We start from the raw sequence: 22343 nt of genomic DNA on the forward strand, positions 1-22343 counted from the left end.
CACATCGCTGAACCACAGGTTAATACTTATACAGATCCAAAGTACTTATAACAAACTGAAAGGTATAGATATATTTTATAAAAAACAGCTAACCTCCCTATTTTGGAAGATTTAAGGTGCTTTAAGTTGTCCAGTACCAGTGTGCATGTCACCTTGATGTCATTGCGTTTAACAAAGAGGCTATTATGAGCAAACCATTACAACCACAAAGCGCCATTGCACTCACGCTATTATTAATGACCAGTACAGCCGCTGCAGCACAAAACTCGCCAAGCAGCACAACCAAGTTACTTTCGGTTACCGGGCCTTATCTTGGGCAAACACCGCCAGGGTTAACCCCCAAGCCATTCGCACCAGGACTTGTTAGCACAGAGCAGACCCTTGAAAGTGAAGTGCTGTTTTTACCCGATATGAGTGCACTGTCTTTCACGCGTTACGAAAAAGGCGCCTATCCAGACTTATATGTCATAAAGCACCATAACAACCAATGGCACCAACACCTTGTCTCAGCAGAGGCCGCCAAAACCTATAACGCGCAATTTAGCCCAAGTGTTGAAACACTCAAGCAGCATGTCGTGTTCAAAGACATCCCCGTAGTTGGCTACACAACCTCATCAGCAGGCACCCAGTTTTTTTATGAATTAGATTTAAAAGATGGCAGCGGGCACATGAGTTATTCGCGCCTTATTGATGGCCAGTATGAAACCCCAATCAAAATGAGTGACGCCGTCAACCAAGGCAAATACATTGCACACCCCTTTGTTGCCCCAGATGAGTCTTATTTAATGTGGGACGCCGAAAAAGAAGGTGAAAGCACCCCAGATATCTACATCAGCTTTAAACAAAAAGACGGCTCTTGGGGCAAAGCGATTAATATGGGCGATAAAATCAATACCCCGCTTTATGAGCAAAGACCCAAGGTAACCCCAGATGGTAAATACCTGTTTTTTTGGAAAGGCGATGTCAAAACCAACGCAGACGGCAGCCGATATGTCGTTGGCGGCCCACATTGGGTCGATGCCAAAATCATCGACACGCTAAGGTCAAAGCAATAATACAAGGCTCATCAACCTGCCCTGCGCACACTTTTTTGCCCTCAACGCAAGTTGGGGGTAAATAGAAATAACAACAATCACCAACTGATATTCTCATTCGCCCTTATTCTAAAACTGAGCTGCGGTTTGGCTTGCAGCTAAGATCTACGCCATAGAAAAAGATACGTTTTTTTCACAAAGAAACTCAAAAACCTGATTCACGCCACAACATTGTAAACAAACCGTTGACCTTTCGACTATTTAGAAATATCGTGTAATAGTTAGCTATAAAGGGTGATAAATTAGAAAGGTCATAATCCTCTAAGTTTAAAACAAACCGAACTGTTTAAATTAAGATGCAACATTGTTAAAATAATATTTTTCATAACTTACAAATATTTCAATTACAACATAGCAAGGAAAAGACTTTAGCAATGGTAGACAAGCCTGCCTGTGGTAACAATCATTGACAGGTTAAAGATTATTATATGGATTTCTCTCTTTTAGCTTGTGTATTAACAATATACTGAGAGCGAATTTACGCTGCTAGCTCCGGTTTATCAAATATGATTTGTTGAGTTGTACAAGGTTAAGTACAGGAAGACGCATAATGAAACAGTCACTATGTTTTATAAACGCATCACTTGAAACGCTTACCTCCAAAAAACCAAATTATATTTTCGATGATGATACATGCAAAACGCTTAGAAAGTTTAGAGTGAAATTGCCTTAAGCAATCATAAAAATGGAGTGAAAAGTAATGAACAGAAACCCCACCCGTAAATTAACGCAAAAAGACTGTCATGCAATTTTTGGTGGCTTAGCAGCCAAAAAAATGCCTAGAATAGAGTCTGTCAAAGGATTCCAAGAAGAACCTTCTATTAAAGTTACGTATTTGTTGGGGAAAAAAGCTAAACTTTAGTCTTGGATAAAAAATGAAACTCTCATATATAATTTTATTAAGTATTGCGGCAATTGCATATTTTTACATTCAGCTATGGGATGATCGCTTAGTCACACCACAATACTTAGTATTGTTATTTATATGCACACTTTATGGTAGATACAAAAAAGATACTAATATGACCCATATCGCTGGATATATATTTGTCGCATCCAGCACAACTTTCATTATCTTTGAGCGTGGCTTGATAAATCATGTTACGCCTGAAGAAAACCCGCTGTTACAAGGAATCGTAATTTATGGAACACAAATGGCTTTCAGTTTGATTACAGTGTGTGTCCTAATATTTCGTGTACAGCTTTCTAGACTAATCTCTAAATCTCCTCAAATCCAATTAACTAATTTTGATGGAATTTTTCATTGGCTATTTATTTATTGTTCATTAATTTATCTACTTGCAATGTTAGAGCATATTGCCTGGACATATTTTAATATGAAGTCGTGGACTTTAATTTATGACAATTTCGAAGGGTTGATCTATATCTCATGGGCACTATGCTGTGGAGGGTTGTTAACCATGATGATTTGCTCACCAGAGCTCAAAAGCAACTCTCAAAAACGAGAGACCTCCTAACAGCCAAAAACAAAAAACCAGATCTCAATCTGGTTTTTTGTTTGCTCTTATCTCCGCCCTTAAAACACTGACATTCCCACCGAGCCATTACGCTAATTTAAAGCGGTTGATCATTCTCATCATGTCTTCTGAGACCTGACTGAGCTCTTCGCTGGCGGTTGCCATTAAGGTCGACTCGCTGGCAAGGGACGTTGAGCCGTCATTTAAATTCGCCACGTTTTGATTGATACCATTTACCGTCATGGTTTGCTGCTCTGTGGCGGCGGATATCTGTTGATTCATGCCTTGAATGGCGTGAACCTCTTGGGCAATTTCATTCAGTGCATCACCTGCTGATGAGGAAATCTCTGAGGTATTTGAGGCTTTTTCTGCGCCTTTACTCATTACCTCTACCGCTTGCTCTGCCCCCGCTTGCAGCTTCTCAATGATGGTTTGAATTTCAACCGTTGACTCTTGCGTGCGCAGTGACAAGGTGCGTACTTCGTCTGCGACTACCGCAAAGCCTCGCCCCGCTTCGCCTGCTCGGGCAGCTTCAATCGCGGCGTTAAGAGCCAGCAAGTTGGTTTGCTCCGCAATGCCTCGGATCACCTCTAATACCGTATCCACATTGCGGCTATCTGCTGCAAGCCTTGCGATCACTTGGCTGGCTTCGCCAATGTCTTGTGCCAGTAATTGCGATTTTTCAATATTGCATTCGATGATCTCTAAGCTTTGCTCGGTTTGCTTCGCCGCTTTGACACTAAACTCGGAAGCGTCCACGGTTCTGCCAGACACCTCGGTCACGGCTGTGAGCATCTCGCTCATGGCGCCCGCAAGCTGCTCGGTGTCGCTTCGTTGTTGATTTAAATTCATATCAACCGATGATACCGAGGATGACAAGCGATTAGCTGAGTCAGACAACTGGGTGCCTGCGGCGCTGACGCTGAGCATGATATCTTGGATAGAGCCAACAAAGCGGTTGAAGTACTGCGCCAAGTCGATCAGCTCTTTGCTGCCCTCTTCTTTTAATCGCTGGGTCAAGTCCCCTTCGCCACTGGCCAAGTCGCGCATCGCAGATACCGTGCTCTTGATGGGCTTTGTAATGCTGCGAATGAAGTAAATCACCAAGGTCGATAACACAGCCAATACCATGACGACATTCATTAAGGAGATCATCTGCGACTGCGCAATGTCTTCTTCTAAAGCGGTAATGTTAATGCCAGTGCCTATCATCCAATCCCATTCGTGAAAATAATCTGCATAGCTGGTTTTGGGCGTCAGCTCAGTGGCATCAGGGGATGTTTTCCAAAGGTACTCAACAAACCCACCGCCGTTTTTACCGGTGGCGTACAGCTCTTCAACAAAGAGTTTGCCGTTCCCATCTTTGAGCGGCAAGATATTGGTCCCCAATAAATGCTTCAGTCCCGATGCGAGCTGTATGCCGTCTTTGTCGGCAACAAAAATATAATTGCCATTGTCAAAGCGCATGGCCGAAATAGATACCAAAGCGAGCCGCTTTGCCTCTTCTTCGCTCAATGCACCACTTTGGCTTTGCTCATAATAGTGGTTGATCACACCCAGTGCGCTTTCAATGATGAGCTGCACACCATACTCGTAATTGGCACGCATATGCTTGTTGGTGTTATGGGCATCCAACAAGGAGTTAGCAAACAAACCAATGGCAAACAGCACCACTATCATCCACGCCCGCGTGCTGATGGGCGCATTATGAATTGAAAAATTCATGACACCTCCTTGTTACTCGTGCGGACCAGTCACTTTCTTGGCAGAAAAGCTGGACTCATGACTGGTATACAAGCGTCGCAATGCATCTTTGCACGACCCTTCATCCTCAGCATTGGTTTCAACATGCTTAATCACATCCTGAAACTGCTGCAATAATTGCTTAGAGTCTGCCTCTGATTTTTGGCAAACGCCGTTCGACTCTTGAGATTTGCGGTGTGACAGTTTTTTACCCTGTGCACGCTTAAATACACTTTCCATAATTCCCCCAGGCATTCCCTGTACACATGGCTATGTTTACATACCACGTCCAGTCATAGCGGATGTACAGTCCTTGTTAAATATTAAATTGATACACGTTGACTCTATTCAAGGCACAATCTGGTAAGTAGACCTTGTTGTTTTTCACATGCAACAAGTACGGCAACCACAACTGGCCTTTGTCTCTGTCAGCGCCAAACCCACTGAATGACTCTAAAAACTCACCAGAGCAATTGAATACTTTTATGGCTCTATTCACTAAATCAGAGACAAATAAGTAGCCATTCTCGTGATCAATACTGGTGGGCAGTAAAAAGCTTTCGCTTGCGGTGCCATAGCCCTCTTTACCAAAACTACGTAACCACTTGCCATGACTGTCAAACACCTCAATACGGTTGTTATTTTGGTCCGTGACAAAGCACTGACCTTGCTCATCGACTGTGATATCCGATGGCGTGTGAAACTCCCCATGCTCAGCGCCCAAGCGACCAAAAGTGTGCACTAAAAATGGCCCGCCGGTATCAGAAAGTCGCCAGCGACAAATACGGTTATTGCCCGAATCCGCAATTAAAATGTCGTTGTTGGTTGGATCTATGGCAATGCCCTGTGGCTGATTGAGCTGCTCATCCCCTGTGCCAAGGCCACCAAATACGGTGTAAGGCACAAGCTCCCCCAAGGTATCGTTATATTGCAAAATGGTCACTATGCCACTGAGGTAGTTACTCACCACCAGCAGTGGCACGCTGTAATCGAGTTGACCTGGCAGCGGTTTAGCTGGCGTCAGTGCCGCTATGCCCAAAGAGCCCGGTAGCATGGGTAAGCTGATCGGTCTGGCTGAATCACTTTTACCGTCTTCAGTGGCTTGCAATTGATAATTGCCAGAGTCCATCATCCAGAGTAAGTCTTCTGGGTCATCAAACTTATCGTTGAGAAAAACCCGTACCATGGTTTGCTGCCACCTTTGCACCCATTCAGTTTGCGCTGACAGCGCAATACTCAGCCAAGATGGCAAACCCGGTGGCTGCATTACTTTAAGCAGCTGATCTTGCAAAGTAAGTTGATGTTCAATCCAGTGTTCAAGTAAAGGCGCATTGCTCGAGTAGCCCGATTGGGTTTGCGTCACATCACCTACCACCGAGGTCACAAAGTGCAGCTGGCCGGGGTTATCCCGCTCGTCTCCAATTGCTTTAAGCACCTTGGTTGAGCGTGACTTTCCGCCTTTGAGCGTGGCAAGATTGACCGTGTGCTTTTGCAATGAAGCTAAAAATGGTTCAGTGATCAACATGGTTTGCGGGTCGTTAAATTCGGTAATTTGCACTGGCGCAAAAAAGCCGTCTAAGCTCCCCATAAATTGACCATTTAAGTCATACACAGAAATCGCATTGGCTTTACCACCGGGGATCAATACGCGATTTTGTATCACGGTCACACCGCGAGAAAGCGCTAAGCCATCAATATAGCACTTGCCTGTGGCGCTAAAGGTCACGCCCTTACCTTGCCAGTCGCAGCGCACGACCGTCGAAAAGCCCGTATTTGAAATGTAAATATGGCCGTCTTTATCTAAACTCAGCCCTTGCGGCCAAAGTAAATGCACCGTATCACCGCCGTTTTCAGGCACTATCTCTTCAATTGTGCGCTCAAATTGGCCATCTTCACTAAAAATCACCAATCGAGATTCACTGTGCTGACCCTCATAAAACTCATCAGCCACACACAACTTACCGTTATGCACCACGATGCCGTTTGGACCTCTCAGTGCAACCTCGGGTTCATTACCAAAGATCTTCACGGTTTTAATCTCTAATGACTCGGAATAAGACAGAATATGCACTCTGAAATTGCCAATATCGGTGACGTATATCCAGTTTTTATCTGGGTGCGTGACTAACCTAAAGGGCATATTAAACTGTTCAGGCCCCGTCCCAACGGTGCCAAAACTTGCCAAAATTTGATCCATCTTGGCATCAAATACCAACACGCGGTTGTGCGCGGTATCCGCTAACCAAACCCGACCAGATTTATCAACACAACTGCCGACTGGCGTGCTTAATGAAAGGTGTCCGCTTGTCGAACACGGAAGCTGCGGCAACTGATCAACAGTTGTCCCAATGTAACTGTGGTATGAAATCCCCATAGTACCTAGCCTGTAAATAAAGAGTCCGTTTAGTCAAGCTTCTACCCAAACCCCGGATAGATCCTTGGCGGTGCAATCAATTATCATTACGATTTTTTGACTGGTTCATACAAAAAAGTAGCAGGAAGAAAACGACTCGCCAGTAAGTCATGTTGGAAAAAGTGCATTTATTAAAAAATTCACATTTGTTGGTATCTAGCACTTCGAGGAGACAGTAAAAAATATCCATTAATTACATATACATGATATGAACGCAGACACGATAAGAAAGAAAAAAGTATGGTTCTATTGTTCGGTACGTCGCAAGATAGAGTTATTAATATTATTCATATTAAGTAATTTAACTCCCAAAAACATTTGTTTAGAAACGAAGTCAGCATGATATTCACTCATCCTCATCTCTGGGTAGGTTAGGTATGGAGTGAAGCAGCAGAGCACTGCTCAGATAAGGTCAATCCCAACTTTTTTGCATCGAGTCAACAACTACGCGGCGCAGTTGAGCTTAAATATCAACCAACCTATCTCACCCCCATACTTTGTCGATTCCATCTAATTAAATTTTCGAGTAAGCTGCCCTATTCCATAAAGAGCCCAGAAGAGGAAAGTGCGTTGGATAAAAGAATTGAACCTGAATTGCCCAGTATTACGCCCGACTTAGATCAGGTTGAAACCTTTAAACAGTCCCTCAACCCATCGAATAAAGCGCCTTTGCCAGACAAAGATCCTGAGCAACCCAGTGTGCCAGCTAAACAATCAGGCTTAATGACATGGCTTGGCAGCGCAGCTTTAATCGCCTTGGCGGCATGCTCTTATGGCCTCTATCAACAAAACCAAGCCACACAAGCACAGTTAATTGAGTCAACAAAACGTATTGCTGAGCTTGAACGCACGCTCTCTGCCACTGGGGAAGAAATGGGTCTTTCAGCAGGTGCAATGCAAGCAAACTTAACAGCCTTAAGTGAGCGCACTGATGAGCTTTGGTCACAAATGGACAAGCTTTGGGCATCGGCTTGGCGCAGAAACCAGTCTGAAATCAAAAAGCTAAAAGAGCAAACAGCTACCCTTGCTAGCAATCAAAGCAAGCACGTGAATACACAATCTGGCGTCGCTACGCGCGTTGATACACTCGCCCAAAGCCAAACTGATTTGGTATTCAAGTTGTCACTTTTAGAAGAACAACTGCAAGCTGCCGAAACCCTGAAAAATCAACTAACCTCCATCAACACAGATTTAGATAAGTTAAAGTCTCACTCTCGCGGCAGTGATGCTAAACAAGTTGAAATTGGCAGTAGCATTGCACAGCTAGAAATGACGCAAAATGCCCTCGCTGAACAGCTGGAGCGACTAGAAAACAGATTAAAAACAGCGAACAGCGCCCCTCAAGCGGCCAACTAAGTAACGTGTTTATTACTGTGGGGGCCTCTTAAGCCTCCACAAATCTATAGCCATCATGACCTGTCTTATCAAAGCGCTAGTAAGCGTTTTTTATATACCACTTTTAAATCTCAGGTATCTAACAGCAAATTAACGGTGCATAAAAATGGGGCCATACCGTGACCCCATAACTTCAGCTTTTGTATTAAGTTAAACAATTAACTTGTTCAGCTCACAAAGCGGTTAAAGTGCTTTTTTCTTTGTCACTTTATTTTTATGACCCAAGATGCGAATTGACCAGCTGTCCAGTGTGCCTGGTTGTGTACTATTTTCAACCGTAACAACTTCGCTTGTCCCATTTCTGTGTAAAGTAAAGTTCAACGGATCACTGCTCATATCTGTAATATGAATCTTCCATTCACCATTGCCCGCATTAGCTTTCTCATTCCAGAATTTATAACTCAACATCAGGTGATCATTATAACCATCTGAGCTGCCTTCGGCCTGCACTGGTAAATTAAGGTGTTGACCGATTAAGTTATTGAAAGGTGACATCACAATACTTCGAGTACCATTTGGAGACTCAAGCTCTACCTTCAAGTCAGAAATACGGGTATGTGTCGCATTGAGACGGATTTGTACACCTTCAATAAACAGATCATCCTCTACTTTAATGCTCGCTGTTGTCTTGCGCGTAGCGTCATCATGGATGACTGCATCGACAGTATTATTTAGTCCATACCATGGGGTCTTAACCAGTTCAGATGGCAAGTTTTCAATGGCAAAACGTCGAACCAGCTCGGTCGCTTTATCTACATCAGCTAAACCAAAACCGTAGTAAGGTGAAAAGTCATACCCAGCAGCATTCGTTGACCACCCTTCAAGGCCTGTCATACCATTTACTTCAATGTCGGCACGTGTCGGGTCAATTTTAGTTGCAGTTTGCGCAAGAATATGGCGAATATCACGAGGCGTTAAGTCATGGTTTTGCTGCTCAGCTGCAGAGATTAATAACGCAATAGCACCTGCAATATTTGGTGCTGAAGACGAAGTACCATTCATTCTAACGGTAAAATCTTCGCGCTGACTACAGTCAAGGTTCGCATCTAGGTTCTCAACGAGAAAAGCACAAGAAATCCGCGGCGTCGCATGTCCTGGAGTTCCCCTATCACCTCCACCAGGAGCGGTGAGAAATACATTACTACCCACTGTCGAATAGCTAGACAAGACACCATCTGCACTAAGCGCACTTACCGCTAAATTCCAAAAGTTAGCCCTCGTGTAAGATGAATTGCCATTTTCCCAAGGTAAACCATGATTACCAGCTAAAGGAACTGAATAACCATAGAAGGTCGCAATATTTTCGTCAAAATAATGCACGCGAGAACCTCTGTATGAATTACCATTTCCCTGCACATAAACCGCAGTTCGAGGGTCTAAACTTGTCGATAGAGAGACCGTCTCATAGATATGTTCTTGCTCTGGATGGCTAAAATACAAGACGTCATTGCCTTGCGCATCTTTTACAGTTTTCGAAAAGGTGAAAGGTATACTGACAGCAGGATTCATACCATAGCTTTTATTAAAAATCCGAACTCTATCCGCTGTTGAGTTATCTGAGGGGTTACCATCAAACCCATGACTCACTTTCCATTGCGCATGGCTTTCAAAAGTGCCCCCCACATTATTAAACGACACCATTTTTGCCTCAGGCGCAACCCCACGAACACCAATGTTATTTTGTACCGCAGCGATAATACCCGCTACCATCGTACCATGATCAGAGGGAGTTGTAGGCACAGCATCAATTAATGGATCATCCACCATATTGGCACTCAAATCGCCGTGACTCAAATCCACACCAGTATCAATCACGGCAACCAAAACATCTTGGCCTTTATGGCCCCACAAATGCGTCTGCCAAAGGTTCAAATCTACACCTGATTGTGTATTACTCAGTGCACCCGAATTAAGCAAATTCCATTGCAACGCCAGCATAGGATCACCGTTTGGATCAAGCCATCGGTGCTCATAATCACGATCTGTTGTTGCCAGTGCATTAACTGATAATAACGCTGAAACCAAACCTGCTAAATATTGTTTTTTTATTCTCATTGAAGTTCCTTTTTTGGGTTCACTTTATTTTCTAGCACCTCCACTTTTAAACTGTCAAGATAATTGCAACATTTATATTTATTTTCTATTACAAAATATGGAATTATGTATTTTTTTATAACTGATATTTATTGATTCAGTCGTAGAAAAATAGAGCTCAACCACATTAACGGTTTTTTGTAATTAAGAGATATAAATATATGTCTTAAATAGAATAATATGAGGGTGTGTGCTGTTTATTAGGCTAACTTGCAATACAACACGGTACTCTGGAGAACGGCCAAGAAAGTGTAGAATAAAGCAGGGGCGATGTTCTCATCGACCCGGTTTCATTTACTGATTTTTTTCGTTATAGATCATCACCTTCTTCTGAAGTACGTGCTTGCCTGTGGCCTGCTTTTGCTAGGATTTCAACATAAAATGACGTCAGGTTTTCTTGCTGTGTTTGATCTATTAACTTGTTGATTTGTGATACATGTACAGGCTGTGCTTCAGCTTCTGTATTACCAAACTTACAATCAAAGTCCCAAAAGTCCGCGCCCTCTGGTAGCGTTTTATTACGCTCACGCTTTAGGTATTTTTTGATTTCAAATTTAACCGCGTCAACGCGTCTTGCTAGTTTTACTTTCGGGTGAGTTAATTCAAATGTTTTTTTCATAATTGCCTTCAAACAAGCCATAGCGATGAAGCGCTAACTTGTTGAGTAATAAGGTGAGTCTATACATGCGCATTGCGCACTAAAATAAATGCCAATAAATAACGGCGTAATTTTACGTTAAATTAGCCGCAGCCGCATCCTCTTTTATGTACACCGACAGTTAAGGCGAGATACTTTCAAGCAAATTTTAGTCACTGAAGGCGCTCTTGTCTAAATTCGTATCACCATAAAATATCATGCTTATTGTGGTATCAAAATTGGTGTTAGCAGACCTATTCGTCACCCGTATTCACACTTGGTATAAACAAAAAAGGGCCAGTAAAGCTGGCCCAAAAAGTAGAATTCAACTTGCCTATGCAAGTTTTCCCGTCAAACTAAATTAGAAGTTTAAGACTTTTTTGACATGGCATTTTTGAGGTAAAACGCCTTTTTGAGTTTCAACTTGCACTCTGTCACCTGCTGAGAAAGCAGAAGCAATATTCGTTACTTTTTCAAGTAAATCAGGCTTGTCATAAGTAACAATGCCATTCATACGACAACTAAACCTACGACCATTGCTATCTGTTGCACTGACAGTTAAGTGGTTTTCACTGACCGTCATAGAAAAAGTACCCGCTTGGCTATCGTCTAACACAGCATCTAGCTTTTCAATGATGATACCACCACCATAATTTTGCTCTGTAATCGTTACTTGTGCTGCTGATGCTAAGTTTGCAGACATACCTAGTACAAGCGCGCTTGCAGCCAAAGCTTTGTTTAAATATTTCATTGTATATTATTCCTTTATACGTTTATTTTCATTGCGGTGCCCGTAGTTAAAAAGACACCAATCATCATCAAAAATCATTAGAAAATCGCATTAATATAAATATATTAATAATCCACCCTAATAAAATATTTGAAATCATTTAGAGAAAAGCAAACTCCACCACATCACTGAGACAACATCACTTTGTTAATTTTTCACTCAATATAAATGTGATAACAAGACCTTTTATTTTATCTATCACCATGACGAAGCTTAGCATATATTATTTAACAACAAAGTTTAAAAAGTAATAAATCATCAACCACAGTTCATATGCAAAGCTGTATTAAATGTGCTGTTAAACTCATCAGGCAACAGTAACCAAGGTTTTATATAAAAACACTGGGTAAAACACTTTGATCTAACGCACCTTGTGATGAATTTACATCGTAATGTGTGGTGATTTATAAATTAATAAATAAGTGATTAATTAAGCCACTTATAATGTGCTCAAGCACAGTCACCTAACTCAAAGCTATTTAAGCCAAATAAAATCAATGAATTAAAAGAGTAGATAACCGTACTTTTTACTGAACAGTGGTTTTTCCACAATCGTTGCACATTTCAATGCTGCAATGTCCGCACTTGGAAATCATCAATGATGAAACTCCCACCCCCTGTGATCTGGCTGTCAACTTGGCGCCCTTATCACTGCGTTAATAATGAAAAAGGCAAAATTGCATAGCCACATTAAAACAGAACACAGAGTAAAAGCATGAATATACCTTCATCAAAACCAGAGTTAGTAAACCCATTAGGTCAGCATATTATTGTCGATATATTCGACGCCTCTAACCTGATTGGTGAAAAGAATATAGAGCAGATGATGATTGACTGTGCTAATGCAGCCAATGCCACCATTTTAAAAACTCACTTACACCCATTCGAAACCAACGGCGGTGTATCAGGCATGATCATTTTGGCAGAAAGTCATATTTCTATTCACACTTGGCCTGAATATAACTTTGCCGCTATGGATATTTTTATGTGTGGTGATGCACAACCTGAATTGTGCTTACCAGTGATAGAAGCACACTTTCAGCCTGGCAAAATGCTCGTTAACTCCCTCACCAGAGGAGGTTCTGTCACTGATGCAGGAGAATTTCAGCCACTTTTACACAACCAATTTCAGCCAACCCTACAAACCGCATAATAAACGGAGTACGCAAGCAAATGACTAAGATTAAATGGCACTACGAGCAAATGACAAGTGGCGTTCACGTTGCACTTCGTTCAGAAAAAGATTTGGTCGATGTGGAAACTCAGTTTCAAGATGTCAGCATTTTTGAAACTCGCCACCTTGGCAAAGTAATGCGCATTGACGATGGCATTCAGGTCACGACCAAAGGTGAGCATATTTATCACGAAATGATGGCGCACGTGCCGATTTTATTTCATGGCAAGGTTAAAAATGTATTGATTGTTGGCGGTGGTGACGGCGGTAGCGCACGTGAAGTATTAAAACACCACAGCGTAGAAAACGTCGTTATGGTCGATATTGACGAGCAAATTATCCAATTGAGCCGCAAGTATTTACCAGAGATAAACAATGGCGCATTTGATGACCCTAGATTTGTCCTGCGTATTGGTGATGGCGCTGACATCATCTCACAGTATAGTGACTGCTTTGACTTAATCATTTTAGATGCCGCAGATCCAGACGGTGGCGCATCTGAAACACTGTTCACTCAGTCATTTTTTGGCAATTGCTTAACTGCGCTAAAAGCAGACGGCATTTTAGTCGCTCAAGGCGGCACACCTTACTTTGAACCTTATATGATGCAGTCTATGGTGTCGCGCTTAACGCAAGCGTTTAACAATCCAGCAGGTATTTATATGGGTGGTTGCTATGACTACTTTGGCGGCTCACATGCATTTATCTGGGCAACACGCAGTGGCACCATTAACACCTTATCACTGGAAGAAATAGAAGCGCGTTACAACAAGGCAGATATTCAAACAAAATATTACTCGCCTGAGGCACATTTTGGCTCATTCTTCTTATCAAAAGACATGAGAGAATATGTCAATCAAGCAGTCAAGTGTGAAAACGTTGATGAGTTATCTATGCCAGAAGCGGGTGATTGGGATGACTATACGCCAGAAACATCCAACGACGATGAAGACGACGAATAAAACTTAGCCTTGTCTGCCAAAAAAGCAGCTGGGTATATATTACAAGCCACTGAAACGAAAGATTATATTCGTCTCGGTGGCTTATTCATTCTGAGCTCACGCCATTTAGCATGAGCTTTACTAGATACATCTAGGTGCCACACAAAGCAATGAAATCACTATTTAAGTTATTCGAAAAACTAGGCCACAAAGACGCTTTTGATAGCCAGTTAAATGAAGCAGATCATAACCTGCCCTTTATTCGCCAATGCACTAAAGAGTTTTCTGGCTGGATAGTGGTCGCCTTTTTTATCTCATTGCTAGGCGGCATTTTACAGATTGTCACTTTCGATTTTTTGGGTGAGCTCGTTGACTGGCTCGATACCGCGAGTAGTAGCGTCACGCTCAATGACAAGGGCTACGAGCTTGCGATTGTCGCCATCGCGATTGCCGTAGTCATTCCCACCATTACCCTAGTTAAAAACCTCGTTTTTCATCAGTTATTAGGGCCAAACCTACAAAAAAATACTTTAATTAAGCTCTATCGTACGCTCATTGCCTCACCTGCAAGCTACCATGAAGAAGACGATCCCGGCTCAACCGCCATAGTCATAGTCGATACCTCTGAAGCCATCATCGATGTGGTATTGCAGTTTTGTGGTTTTGCCGGTTTTTTACTGGCATTTTTGGGCGCTTTGCTATTTTATGTGGGTAATATTGACGGCTGGCTGACACTGCCCTTTTTAATGTGGGCAGGTTTATTTTTAGCCATGCTGTTAGGGCAATGGATCCCTAAAGCCAAAACCACCAACCGACTAGAGGCACAAAGCTGCGCTGAGATCACAGGCAAATTCACAGAGCGCTTTGCCCGTATCCGCACAGTCAAAATGCTCTCAAATGATGACTATGAGCAGCAATTTGCGCAGAAGTGGGCAACGCGTCACCGTAGAGTGGTGGCAAAAGAGTATCGGGTTTTTTCTAATTTTGCGTCCGTTGTAGGACTGCTCAACGGGGCTTTAGTCGTCGGCACCGGGGCATTATGTTTACAGCTTTGGATCAATAACAGCCTATCCATCGGTGAGTTTTCTATGGTGTTAGCCTTGGTTTATCGTGTGATCTCACTATCTGAGTGGTGCCAAGAAGAGTTTGATGCCTTTTTTGTTTCTTGGGGCCAAGTCACCGTAGGCAGAGAAGTCGTCAATGAGTTTTTGGAAGATATTGAACCGCTCGAAGACGAGGGCAATTTCAATGTATCAAACGGCAAAATTACCTTTAAAAATGTTGAATTCGCCTATGAAAACAAAGCACCACTATTTACCGATCTATCTTTAAAAATAAAATCAGGTGAAAAAGTCGGGATCATCGGCCCCTCTGGATCTGGTAAGTCTTCTTTGCTTAATATGCTCTCAGGCATCGATGAAATAGAAAGTGGTGGTATTTATATCGATGGTAAAAATATCGAAGATTACCCAACCGATAAAGTCTGTAATGAAATCAGCTTTTTGAATCAGGATATCGGGTTGTTTAACCAAAGTATTTATGAAAATGTCGCGTTTGGATTAAATAATGTCAGCAGAGAATCGGTCAGACAAGCCCTCAAAAAAGCCAATGCGTTAGAGTTTGTAGAAAACTATAGCGACGCGCATGGTCGAAAAGGGCTCGCTGCTTTTATAGGTGAAAATGGCGGGCAATTATCTGGCGGACAGCGCCAACGTCTAGCATTTGCCAGAGCCATATTAAGAGACAAAAAAATACTGTTATTAGATGAGGCGACAAGCGCTTTAGACCCTGAGTTAAAAGCAGAATTTATTACCTCCATAAAAACACTCATGAAAGGTAAAACTGTTATCTCTATCGCCCACTCCTATGATGTGCTTTCAATGATGGGTCGTATAATAGAGATTAAAGATGGCAAGATTGTCAGAGAAGGTACGCCGTCAGAAATGCTTGGTAAAATGGAATAACTTTAAATATATAAACACGCTTTATTGATATGTTATAGCCGTTTAATTACTGCCAATACGATAAAGGCAAGCAGCGCTTGCCTCTCATACAAATCAGCAATCAGTTGAATTACAGCACCCTGACTGGCGTGTCGGCTCTACTGTATTACAATGAGGCTTCTGTGTATAACAGTGGTAAGTACACTGGTAAGTTTTATACCAACCACCCGCAACATTAGGTGTTACTTGAACAGGAAGCTTAGAGTTGTTGGCGCTTAACGCTTTAATATTTTTCTTATTTACGTTTAGTTTTAATTTCATTTTAATTTCCTTTTATTAAAATCAATTAAACAATACACGCACAATTTTAAAAACTCAACCCGTATTTATGTTTATAATCAATGGGATCTGAGCCATTGATTATCACCTCAACGCTGCAAAAGCGTTACTCTTCTACCAAATAATGCTTCAATCTGCTGTTTAAAGTGCTCACTGCCAAGTATCCACTAGTGTCGATTTATACCCCCCTTCCCACAGACTGCCTGCTCCTTGGTAAGTGTTATTATAATAGCGAACATAGTAACATCCCAGAGACGGCATTAGCTTACTGGTACCTATAGGCGTAGTGGGTATCAACAATAAATGAATATGATTCATCCTTAAAACATAAGTATAAATTTTCATGTGATATTCATTTGAATACTGTTTACGTTTGTCTAAATAAACAACGCAACCCTTCGTTTCAATAAATGTTCTCGGTTATTACCACATTGAATAACGTGTTGAGGTATATTAGGTAAGTTTAATCTTGGTAACCTCGTCATATAATTACTCACCCTTTAGTTTCTTGGCAATGGTCTTTCACTACATCTGTATTAATATTTTAAAGGGATCATTCACTCGGACCCCTTTGACTCATTAGGTTGCGTCGCGGCAAAGCGTATTTCACATTCAAATCACATAAAAAGTGATATCTTTAAGCATTAATCGAAATATAAGAATAAGAATGACTAAACCTTACCTAACCTTGCTTTTAATCTTTTTGATTTGGCCTTGCACACACATAAAAGCACATGAAAACAATGCATTTAAGTACCAAATTGAACAAACCATTCAAGAACAAAAAATTGCAGGGATCACTTGGGCCCTCTTAAACGAAGGGCAGATGCAAATTGGCAGTGCCGGTTTGGCAAATATCGCAAAAGGCTTTGTGATGCATGACAGTCAAAAGATGCATATTGGATCTGTAACAAAAGCGATTTTGGCTGTGGGCATACTACAGTTAATCAGTGAAGAGAAATTGTCTTTAGATACACAAATAAAGACATTACTCCCTGAGCTTGCCATTAAGAACCCTTGGCGAGATAACTCCCCAATATTAGTAAAGCACCTGCTAAATCATACATCAGGGTTAGATAGTGTGCGCATGTGGCAGTACCTAAATACTCAGGTCACGCCAGATACACCGCTTATTAACGCATTTAATAACGGAGATAAAAGTCTACTTACAGCAAGGTTCAAACCAGGCTCACAAGAGTCTTATTCGAATATGGGCTACCAACTATTGGCAATGATCATTGAAAATGTCACAAAGACACGCTACGAAACCTACCTTGATAAGCACTTACTGCAGCCATTAGGCATGCATGACAGCACTTTTTCTTTCCAAACGCAAACTGCAGTGCCGACTCCAACAAGTTTAGCAATGGGATACCATGATTTAATGACAGCGCAAGCCGCTCCACCATTTTTATTAAGAGGTGCTGGCCAATTTACAACCACAGCGACAGATATGGGTAAATTTATGGCACTTATACTCGCTGGCGGAACCCTGCATGGTAAAACATTTATCCTACCTGAACTACTCCCTTTGCTTGCAGGCGCTCATGAAACTAATGCGCACCAAGCTGGCCTCAAAATTGGCCACGGGCTTGTATTTTCAAACCGAGACCGTCACGGTGTCATAGGACACTGTAGGCCTGGAACAACGTTTGGTTTTAGGGCCCATATGTGCGTATTCCCCGACGAGAACAAAGCCTTTTTTTACGCCCTAAATACAGACAGTGAAACAGCAAACTATGCTCATTTTGATAAACTCTTCATCGAACAGCTTCAAATTAAACCAGCAAAAATCACTGAAACAGTCAATGATGTTACGGCTTTGAAAGACAAATCAGGGTTCTACTTTCTAGCGCCTAACAACATGGCCGAATTTGCATTCGTTGACTGGATAGCCAATTTTGTATGGCTCAGTAAAACAGGAAACAACTTGATTATTCACACTTTACAAAGTAAAGACAAAATCATTGCCCCTGTAGGTAAGCAGCTATTTAGAGACATCACTCGCAGCAATGCCACTTATGTTTTTTACCAAAATGATGAAAATCAACCAATGCTTAGTTATGGTCATCGAACATATCAAAAAGGTAGTGTACTCAAATTAGCACTAGCTTGGTCTAGCATACTGCTCGGCCTCACAAGTTTAATTGGTGTATTGCTCGTGGGCATAGCGACTTTAATTAGAGATAAGCACAATAGGTATGCCAATATAAAACTGAGCTTTTATAACCTAATTATGTTTGCCATACCCATCACTTTATATACGCAACAAAGTTTTATGCAATTTGGAGAGCTCACAGTAGCGTCATTCAGCCTCATGCTATTATCTGGGTTACTGCCTCTCAGTCTTACTTGGTCAGCTTACAAAACCAAAGCGTTTCTAACGCAAAGTAAAATATACTGGTTTGATATGGTATGCCTGATCTGTGCTTTACAATTTTGCATTATGCTATTGCTTAATCAACAGCTCCCTATCATTTTTTGGCAATAAGGCCATCTTAAATGTGAGTCTAATTAAAGTTTATAACATCTAATGGCTTGGCAATCATAACCAAATGGCCTATAACCCCGATTTAATCGGGGTGCTTATCTACAATGATCTGAATCAATGAGATCCGAGTCATTAAATAAGTGCTTTTTAAGTGCGATATAACACCTTAACAATATGCCAACCAAACTTAGTTTTGACCAATTGAGGCGTCAAAACTTCACCAGAGAAACAGGCCTTATCAAACTGAGGTACCATGGTGCCGCGTCTAAACTCACCTAAATCTCCGCCCTTTTTACCAGATGGGCAGGTCGAATGCTTCTTCGCAAGAGTTTGAAATTTAGCGCCCTTTTTTAACTGCTTGAGGATATCTTCCGCTTGCTCTTTATGCTTTACCAAGATGTGTAGTGCATGTGCTGTACTGGCCATATGACTCTTTACTCACTGTCTAAATTATGACGTTTTCGATACCGCAATAATACACCAATATGCAACAAATGAAGAGTGCATGAGGCCATATACACGCTTAGTTACGGCATATGTGTTGTACTACTTATCGAAGAAAGAAGGAGTCGTTATCGTCGTATTACCTAACAGTAAATATCTACTATCCCTATATTTTTGTACTGCATAAAATTGGATAAATAACTCATTTAATGCACAAAACACATGCGGAAACACTCGACAATTGTGACTGACCACACAGCAAGATACTTGCTACCTTTTTATCTATATTGATCGAACCACAGGCAGTTTCGTATCTATATTGCCAGCTAAATTACGTTCACTCAAAACATCCATTTTATAAATTGTATTCTTAGATATAAGAGTAAATGGAGAGTAGAACACCCTGAGTACGTGATTTAGCGGCACTTTTCTCATATAACATTAAGTATGGATATCATGCGATTACGCTATAAAACTTGCACACAATGCCAGCAAAGCAAAGCGGTCATGTACCGGTGTCGTTATGACAATAATATTCAATGGCGGTTTATTTGTGGGCCTTGTTTAACCGTCATCAAAAAGCAATTCGCTCAAACGTATCAATACGGTGGTACTTGGAAGGCACGAAAAAAATAAGCGACACATTTAGAAGCTAAGTTGCTCGAAAAGCAAATAACCAGATGAACAACACACAACATCAAAAGATGCACTACGCTAGTAGTATTGGGCAACAATGATGAGAGACCAATGTACAAGCTCATACTTATTTGGCTTTTACTTATAAGCCACACGTCCATTGCCACTGAGACAATTCGCATTCGAGGCAGTCAATCAGAGCATGATAGTACACACAATTACTATGTTGGGCTCATAGAGCTGGCTTTCGATAAAATCAACAAACCAATTAGAATTCAATTTGCACCTTATATGGTACAAGAGAGAGCGTTATTAGAACTACAGTCTAATCGTTTAATTGACTTGTACTGGGCAGGTACCGATCAGCAAAGAGAGTCTGAGTTAGGGGTGGTGCCTATTCCACTGATAAAAGGGCTACTCGGCTATCGCGTTTTTACCATTCATCAAGATAAAGAACCGTTATTCTCTCAAATAAAGTCTTTAAAATCGCTAAAAAATATCACTTTATGTCAGGGGCAGCACTGGCCTGATACAGACATCATGCTAGCAGCAGGCCTTAGCGTGATCACTAACGTCGTCTATGAAAACATGTTTAAGCAAGTTTATGTCGATAGGTGTAGAGCTTTTCCCAGAGGGATTAATGAGGCCTTCTCCGAAGTAGAGAGCAGAAAGCAGATCATGCCTAAGTTAATGGTATTTGATGATATTATTTTACATTATCATTTCCCTATGTACTTTTTTACCCATAAAGACAACATACAGCTCATCGATGACCTGAAGTCGGGTTTAATGCTGGCAATTAAAGATGGCAGCTTTGATAAATATATGCAAACTCACCCTACGACTAAGCACTTGTTTCCTCTGAGCAAGTGGGGCAATAAAACGATATTAACCATAGATAATCCGTTTTTACCTCAGTCGACACCAATTGAAAATAAAGAGCTGTGGATAACACTTGGTAATAACAAGTAACGGCCAGTTGTATAAGTCTTTGAGATAAGAGTTGGGGTGAATACAGATGAGCTTAAGCATACTAAATCGGTATTTAGTTTAGCATAAATTACTGAGCAACAGTGTCATGCGATCACGCCAGAAACGCGCGGCACACTTCTCAAAAGTAAAGCGCTCATATACCAATTTAAATGAGAAATAACATGCTCAAACATCCAATATGACAGTAATTGGAATGCTCTAAGAAGCTAAAATCATGGTTTTGTAATAGCATATCTTTAGTTCACACCAAGAACAGATATGCTATGGCCAAGCTCACGAAAAGCGAGGATATTATTGCAAGCTGGTCTTACGTGAACCGGCTGCCAACGGCCACTGTTAATTACCACCACTTATTCATTAAAATCACTAACAATTAGTATCAAAGAGCCATTACCTTAATTTTTAAAAAAGCAAACCATTGAAAAGTTTATATTTTATTTGTTGGTCTGCTAATTGCTGAATAAGGCCATACTCAGACTTTATAAGATAAGGAACTGTATTTTGGATATCAAAAAAATAAGAAACTACTTAATGATCGCGGTTGTCGCATGTCAAATTGCTCTACTCACTTGGGAGAGCTTAAATGGCGGTGTTGTTACACATCACTTTTTAGCGCAAGAGGACATGCCTGGTTTATCCAATTGGTGGGGGCTATTAATATTACCTACGTTAGTATGGCTTACCGCTTATAGTATTGAACACAGAAGTAATCAGATAAAAGATGAGCAGAGCCGCTTAGCTTTTCGCACCGTAGCCGCGCGCAGCTTCGTGGGCATGTTACTGATAAGCTTGATTCAATCGACCATATTTAGTCTAGGCTATTCATCCATCGCTGCCTCTTTATTGCTGGTCATTGCTTTTATAGCTTTGTTTTTGCCTTTATATCGCATTGAAGCCATCGTCGGCTATGTTTTGGGCGGTGCCTATTTTACTGGCCCGATGATCCCATTTGTTGGCGTAGTGGTGTTTGTATTGGCATCGATGGTCGCACATTTTGGCATCAAACCTCTGATAGTGCGTTTAAAAAACCCAAAAATAATCAGCGAATAGTTGACTTCAAAGACGCCAGAGCAATTAGTCACAAGGTAAACGTTGGCCTTTAAGATCAATTGCTCAGCCCTCTCTACTAGAGAAAATACATCTAGCAAAAAATTGACACCTTAGGTGCCACTCACCTCGAATTAAAATATTTTACCCACTACTTTCAAGGCCTAGCAAAGTAACCTTGTGCAACTTAGAAAGTTTGGTTTGAAAAATGCATTAAAAATTCAATTAGAACAAAATTGCAATTGAGTGGTGTCACAACTATGAATGAAAGCACAAATACAGTGTATGTACTGAGCGGTTACGCAGAATGCTCAGCGCCGCACCTGGGGAAATACAAACTCGGTAATAAACACTCTATCGGCCTATTAACGACCGATAAAAACTACCAAGATAATATCAACCAACTTAAAACCTTCATTAAAAATTTAGGGTGGGACTCCATTACATTTTGCGTGGTTGAAGAAGTCGACGACATCAATGTTTTGTCTAATGACGTGTTAATATCCAGCTTTCAGCGTGCCCAAAAAAATGGCCAATCTTTAGTCGTGAATGACCAACCGATCACTGTGCATTAGTGCAAAATACATCTTGCGGAGCAAGATTACTTTTGCGCAAGGTGATTACGTGCAAAGGGTTAATGACTGCGAGCGCAGCGAGGACATTCTCTTTGCGCAAGGTGAAATGACCCATT

Annotated in this window: 20 protein-coding genes; 11 read left to right on the top strand and 9 right to left on the bottom strand. The window is 41.4% G+C overall.

Going from position 1 to position 22343, the window contains the following annotated elements; translation table 11 throughout:
- Positions 1-185: 185 nt before the first annotated feature.
- The 3 genes from N477_RS21100 to N477_RS21105 all read left to right on the top strand — a co-directional run bounded on the left by N477_RS21100 (position 186) and on the right by N477_RS21105 (position 2572).
- Positions 186-1055 (top strand): PD40 domain-containing protein, encoded by an 870-nt coding sequence (locus N477_RS21100; protein WP_196760674.1) that lies wholly within the window; start codon positions 186-188, stop codon positions 1053-1055.
- A gap of 739 nt (positions 1056-1794) precedes the next feature.
- Positions 1795-1956: a hypothetical protein gene (locus N477_RS26180; protein WP_155731982.1), complete on the top strand. Its 162-nt coding sequence runs from the start codon at positions 1795-1797 to the stop codon at positions 1954-1956.
- Between the two features lie 13 nt (positions 1957-1969).
- Positions 1970-2572 (top strand): hypothetical protein, encoded by a 603-nt coding sequence (locus N477_RS21105; RefSeq protein ID WP_063362548.1) that lies wholly within the window; start codon positions 1970-1972, stop codon positions 2570-2572.
- An 87-nt stretch (positions 2573-2659) separates the two neighbouring features.
- Here the strand turns inward: N477_RS21105 and N477_RS21110 are convergent, their stop codons facing one another.
- The 3 genes from N477_RS21110 to N477_RS21120 all read right to left on the bottom strand — a co-directional run bounded on the left by N477_RS21110 (position 2660) and on the right by N477_RS21120 (position 6689).
- A complete protein-coding gene (locus tag N477_RS21110) occupies positions 2660-4297 on the bottom strand; it encodes a methyl-accepting chemotaxis protein (protein WP_063362547.1) in 1638 nt (545 codons plus the stop codon).
- Positions 4298-4309: 12 nt separating this feature from the next.
- Entirely contained in the window at positions 4310-4555 is a 246-nt protein-coding gene (locus N477_RS21115; RefSeq protein WP_063362546.1) for a hypothetical protein, read from the bottom strand.
- 76 nt (positions 4556-4631) lie between these two features.
- A complete protein-coding gene (locus N477_RS21120; RefSeq protein ID WP_063362545.1) occupies positions 4632-6689 on the bottom strand; it encodes an NHL repeat-containing protein in 2058 nt (685 codons plus the stop codon).
- A 609-nt stretch (positions 6690-7298) separates the two neighbouring features.
- Here N477_RS21120 and N477_RS21125 point away from each other — a divergent pair.
- On the top strand, positions 7299-8084 hold the full coding sequence (locus N477_RS21125; RefSeq protein ID WP_063362544.1) for a hypothetical protein: 786 nt from the start codon (positions 7299-7301) through the stop codon (positions 8082-8084).
- 222 nt (positions 8085-8306) lie between these two features.
- Here N477_RS21125 and N477_RS21130 read toward each other — a convergent pair whose 3' ends face one another.
- The 3 genes from N477_RS21130 to N477_RS21140 form a co-directional block, all read right to left on the bottom strand.
- Positions 8307-10178, bottom strand: coding sequence for a S8 family serine peptidase (locus N477_RS21130; protein ID WP_063362543.1), 1872 nt, complete (start codon positions 10176-10178; stop codon positions 8307-8309).
- 349 nt (positions 10179-10527) lie between these two features.
- The gene (locus tag N477_RS21135; protein ID WP_063362542.1) at positions 10528-10836 is read right to left on the bottom strand and encodes a DUF6172 family protein; all 309 of its coding nucleotides are present in this window, start codon (positions 10834-10836) and stop codon (positions 10528-10530) included.
- 379 nt (positions 10837-11215) lie between these two features.
- Positions 11216-11605 carry a hypothetical protein gene (locus N477_RS21140; protein WP_063362541.1) on the bottom strand — a complete coding sequence of 130 codons (390 nt, stop codon included), beginning with the start codon at positions 11603-11605 and terminating at the stop codon, positions 11216-11218.
- Between the two features lie 754 nt (positions 11606-12359).
- On the opposite strand from N477_RS21140, the gene speD reads away from it, so the two are divergent.
- The 3 genes from speD to N477_RS21155 all read left to right on the top strand — a co-directional run bounded on the left by speD (position 12360) and on the right by N477_RS21155 (position 15723).
- Positions 12360-12797, top strand: a complete 438-nt coding sequence (gene speD, locus N477_RS21145) for an adenosylmethionine decarboxylase (protein ID WP_063362540.1) — start codon at positions 12360-12362, stop codon at positions 12795-12797.
- A 20-nt stretch (positions 12798-12817) separates the two neighbouring features.
- Positions 12818-13780, top strand: coding sequence for a polyamine aminopropyltransferase (gene speE, locus N477_RS21150; protein ID WP_063362539.1), 963 nt, complete (start codon positions 12818-12820; stop codon positions 13778-13780).
- A 149-nt stretch (positions 13781-13929) separates the two neighbouring features.
- Positions 13930-15723, top strand: a complete 1794-nt coding sequence (locus N477_RS21155; protein WP_063362538.1) for an ABC transporter ATP-binding protein — start codon at positions 13930-13932, stop codon at positions 15721-15723.
- A 93-nt stretch (positions 15724-15816) separates the two neighbouring features.
- Here N477_RS21155 and N477_RS21160 read toward each other — a convergent pair whose 3' ends face one another.
- Both N477_RS21160 and N477_RS25800 read right to left on the bottom strand, forming a co-directional pair.
- Positions 15817-16023: a hypothetical protein gene (locus tag N477_RS21160; protein ID WP_063362537.1), complete on the bottom strand. Its 207-nt coding sequence runs from the start codon at positions 16021-16023 to the stop codon at positions 15817-15819.
- 168 nt (positions 16024-16191) lie between these two features.
- Positions 16192-16386: a transposase gene (locus tag N477_RS25800; RefSeq protein ID WP_081216501.1), complete on the bottom strand. Its 195-nt coding sequence runs from the start codon at positions 16384-16386 to the stop codon at positions 16192-16194.
- Positions 16387-16708: 322 nt separating this feature from the next.
- On the opposite strand from N477_RS25800, the gene N477_RS21165 reads away from it, so the two are divergent.
- Positions 16709-18532, top strand: a complete 1824-nt coding sequence (locus tag N477_RS21165; protein ID WP_063362536.1) for a serine hydrolase domain-containing protein — start codon at positions 16709-16711, stop codon at positions 18530-18532.
- A 147-nt stretch (positions 18533-18679) separates the two neighbouring features.
- Here N477_RS21165 and ppiC read toward each other — a convergent pair whose 3' ends face one another.
- A complete protein-coding gene (gene ppiC / locus N477_RS21170; RefSeq protein WP_063362535.1) occupies positions 18680-18958 on the bottom strand; it encodes a peptidylprolyl isomerase PpiC in 279 nt (92 codons plus the stop codon).
- A 765-nt stretch (positions 18959-19723) separates the two neighbouring features.
- On the opposite strand from ppiC, the gene N477_RS21175 reads away from it, so the two are divergent.
- From N477_RS21175 to N477_RS21185, 3 genes are all read left to right on the top strand, one after another.
- Positions 19724-20584 carry a hypothetical protein gene (locus N477_RS21175; protein WP_063362534.1) on the top strand — a complete coding sequence of 287 codons (861 nt, stop codon included), beginning with the start codon at positions 19724-19726 and terminating at the stop codon, positions 20582-20584.
- Positions 20585-21106: 522 nt separating this feature from the next.
- The gene (locus tag N477_RS21180; RefSeq protein WP_155731983.1) at positions 21107-21655 is read left to right on the top strand and encodes a hypothetical protein; all 549 of its coding nucleotides are present in this window, start codon (positions 21107-21109) and stop codon (positions 21653-21655) included.
- A gap of 257 nt (positions 21656-21912) precedes the next feature.
- Positions 21913-22227: a hypothetical protein gene (locus N477_RS21185; protein WP_063362533.1), complete on the top strand. Its 315-nt coding sequence runs from the start codon at positions 21913-21915 to the stop codon at positions 22225-22227.
- Positions 22228-22343: the final 116 nt, after the last annotated feature.

Source organism: Pseudoalteromonas luteoviolacea H33-S (genome assembly GCF_001625695.1).
Classification (GTDB): Bacteria; Pseudomonadota; Gammaproteobacteria; order Enterobacterales; family Alteromonadaceae; genus Pseudoalteromonas; species Pseudoalteromonas luteoviolacea_B.

Excerpts from the sequence above, each read along its gene's own strand:
- N477_RS21110 (WP_063362547.1), bottom strand. The coding sequence starts at position 4,297 with ATGAATTTTTCAATTCATAATGCGCCCATCAGCACGCGGGCGTGGATG.
- N477_RS21140 (WP_063362541.1), bottom strand. The coding sequence starts at position 11,605 with ATGAAATATTTAAACAAAGCTTTGGCTGCAAGCGCGCTTGTACTAGGT.
- N477_RS21115 (WP_063362546.1), bottom strand. The coding sequence starts at position 4,555 with ATGGAAAGTGTATTTAAGCGTGCACAGGGTAAAAAACTGTCACACCGC.
- ppiC (WP_063362535.1), bottom strand. The coding sequence starts at position 18,958 with ATGGCCAGTACAGCACATGCACTACACATCTTGGTAAAGCATAAAGAG.
- N477_RS21185 (WP_063362533.1), top strand. The coding sequence starts at position 21,913 with ATGAATGAAAGCACAAATACAGTGTATGTACTGAGCGGTTACGCAGAA.
- N477_RS21135 (WP_063362542.1), bottom strand. The coding sequence starts at position 10,836 with ATGAAAAAAACATTTGAATTAACTCACCCGAAAGTAAAACTAGCAAGA.
- speD (WP_063362540.1), top strand. The coding sequence starts at position 12,360 with ATGAATATACCTTCATCAAAACCAGAGTTAGTAAACCCATTAGGTCAG.
- N477_RS21175 (WP_063362534.1), top strand. The coding sequence starts at position 19,724 with ATGTACAAGCTCATACTTATTTGGCTTTTACTTATAAGCCACACGTCC.
- speE (WP_063362539.1), top strand. The coding sequence starts at position 12,818 with ATGACTAAGATTAAATGGCACTACGAGCAAATGACAAGTGGCGTTCAC.
- N477_RS21105 (WP_063362548.1), top strand. The coding sequence starts at position 1,970 with ATGAAACTCTCATATATAATTTTATTAAGTATTGCGGCAATTGCATAT.
- N477_RS21165 (WP_063362536.1), top strand. The coding sequence starts at position 16,709 with ATGACTAAACCTTACCTAACCTTGCTTTTAATCTTTTTGATTTGGCCT.
- N477_RS21120 (WP_063362545.1), bottom strand. The coding sequence starts at position 6,689 with ATGGGGATTTCATACCACAGTTACATTGGGACAACTGTTGATCAGTTG.
- N477_RS21155 (WP_063362538.1), top strand. The coding sequence starts at position 13,930 with ATGAAATCACTATTTAAGTTATTCGAAAAACTAGGCCACAAAGACGCT.
- N477_RS21160 (WP_063362537.1), bottom strand. The coding sequence starts at position 16,023 with ATGAAATTAAAACTAAACGTAAATAAGAAAAATATTAAAGCGTTAAGC.
- N477_RS25800 (WP_081216501.1), bottom strand. The coding sequence starts at position 16,386 with ATGAAAATTTATACTTATGTTTTAAGGATGAATCATATTCATTTATTG.
- N477_RS21130 (WP_063362543.1), bottom strand. The coding sequence starts at position 10,178 with ATGAGAATAAAAAAACAATATTTAGCAGGTTTGGTTTCAGCGTTATTA.
- N477_RS26180 (WP_155731982.1), top strand. The coding sequence starts at position 1,795 with ATGAACAGAAACCCCACCCGTAAATTAACGCAAAAAGACTGTCATGCA.
- N477_RS21100 (WP_196760674.1), top strand. The coding sequence starts at position 186 with ATGAGCAAACCATTACAACCACAAAGCGCCATTGCACTCACGCTATTA.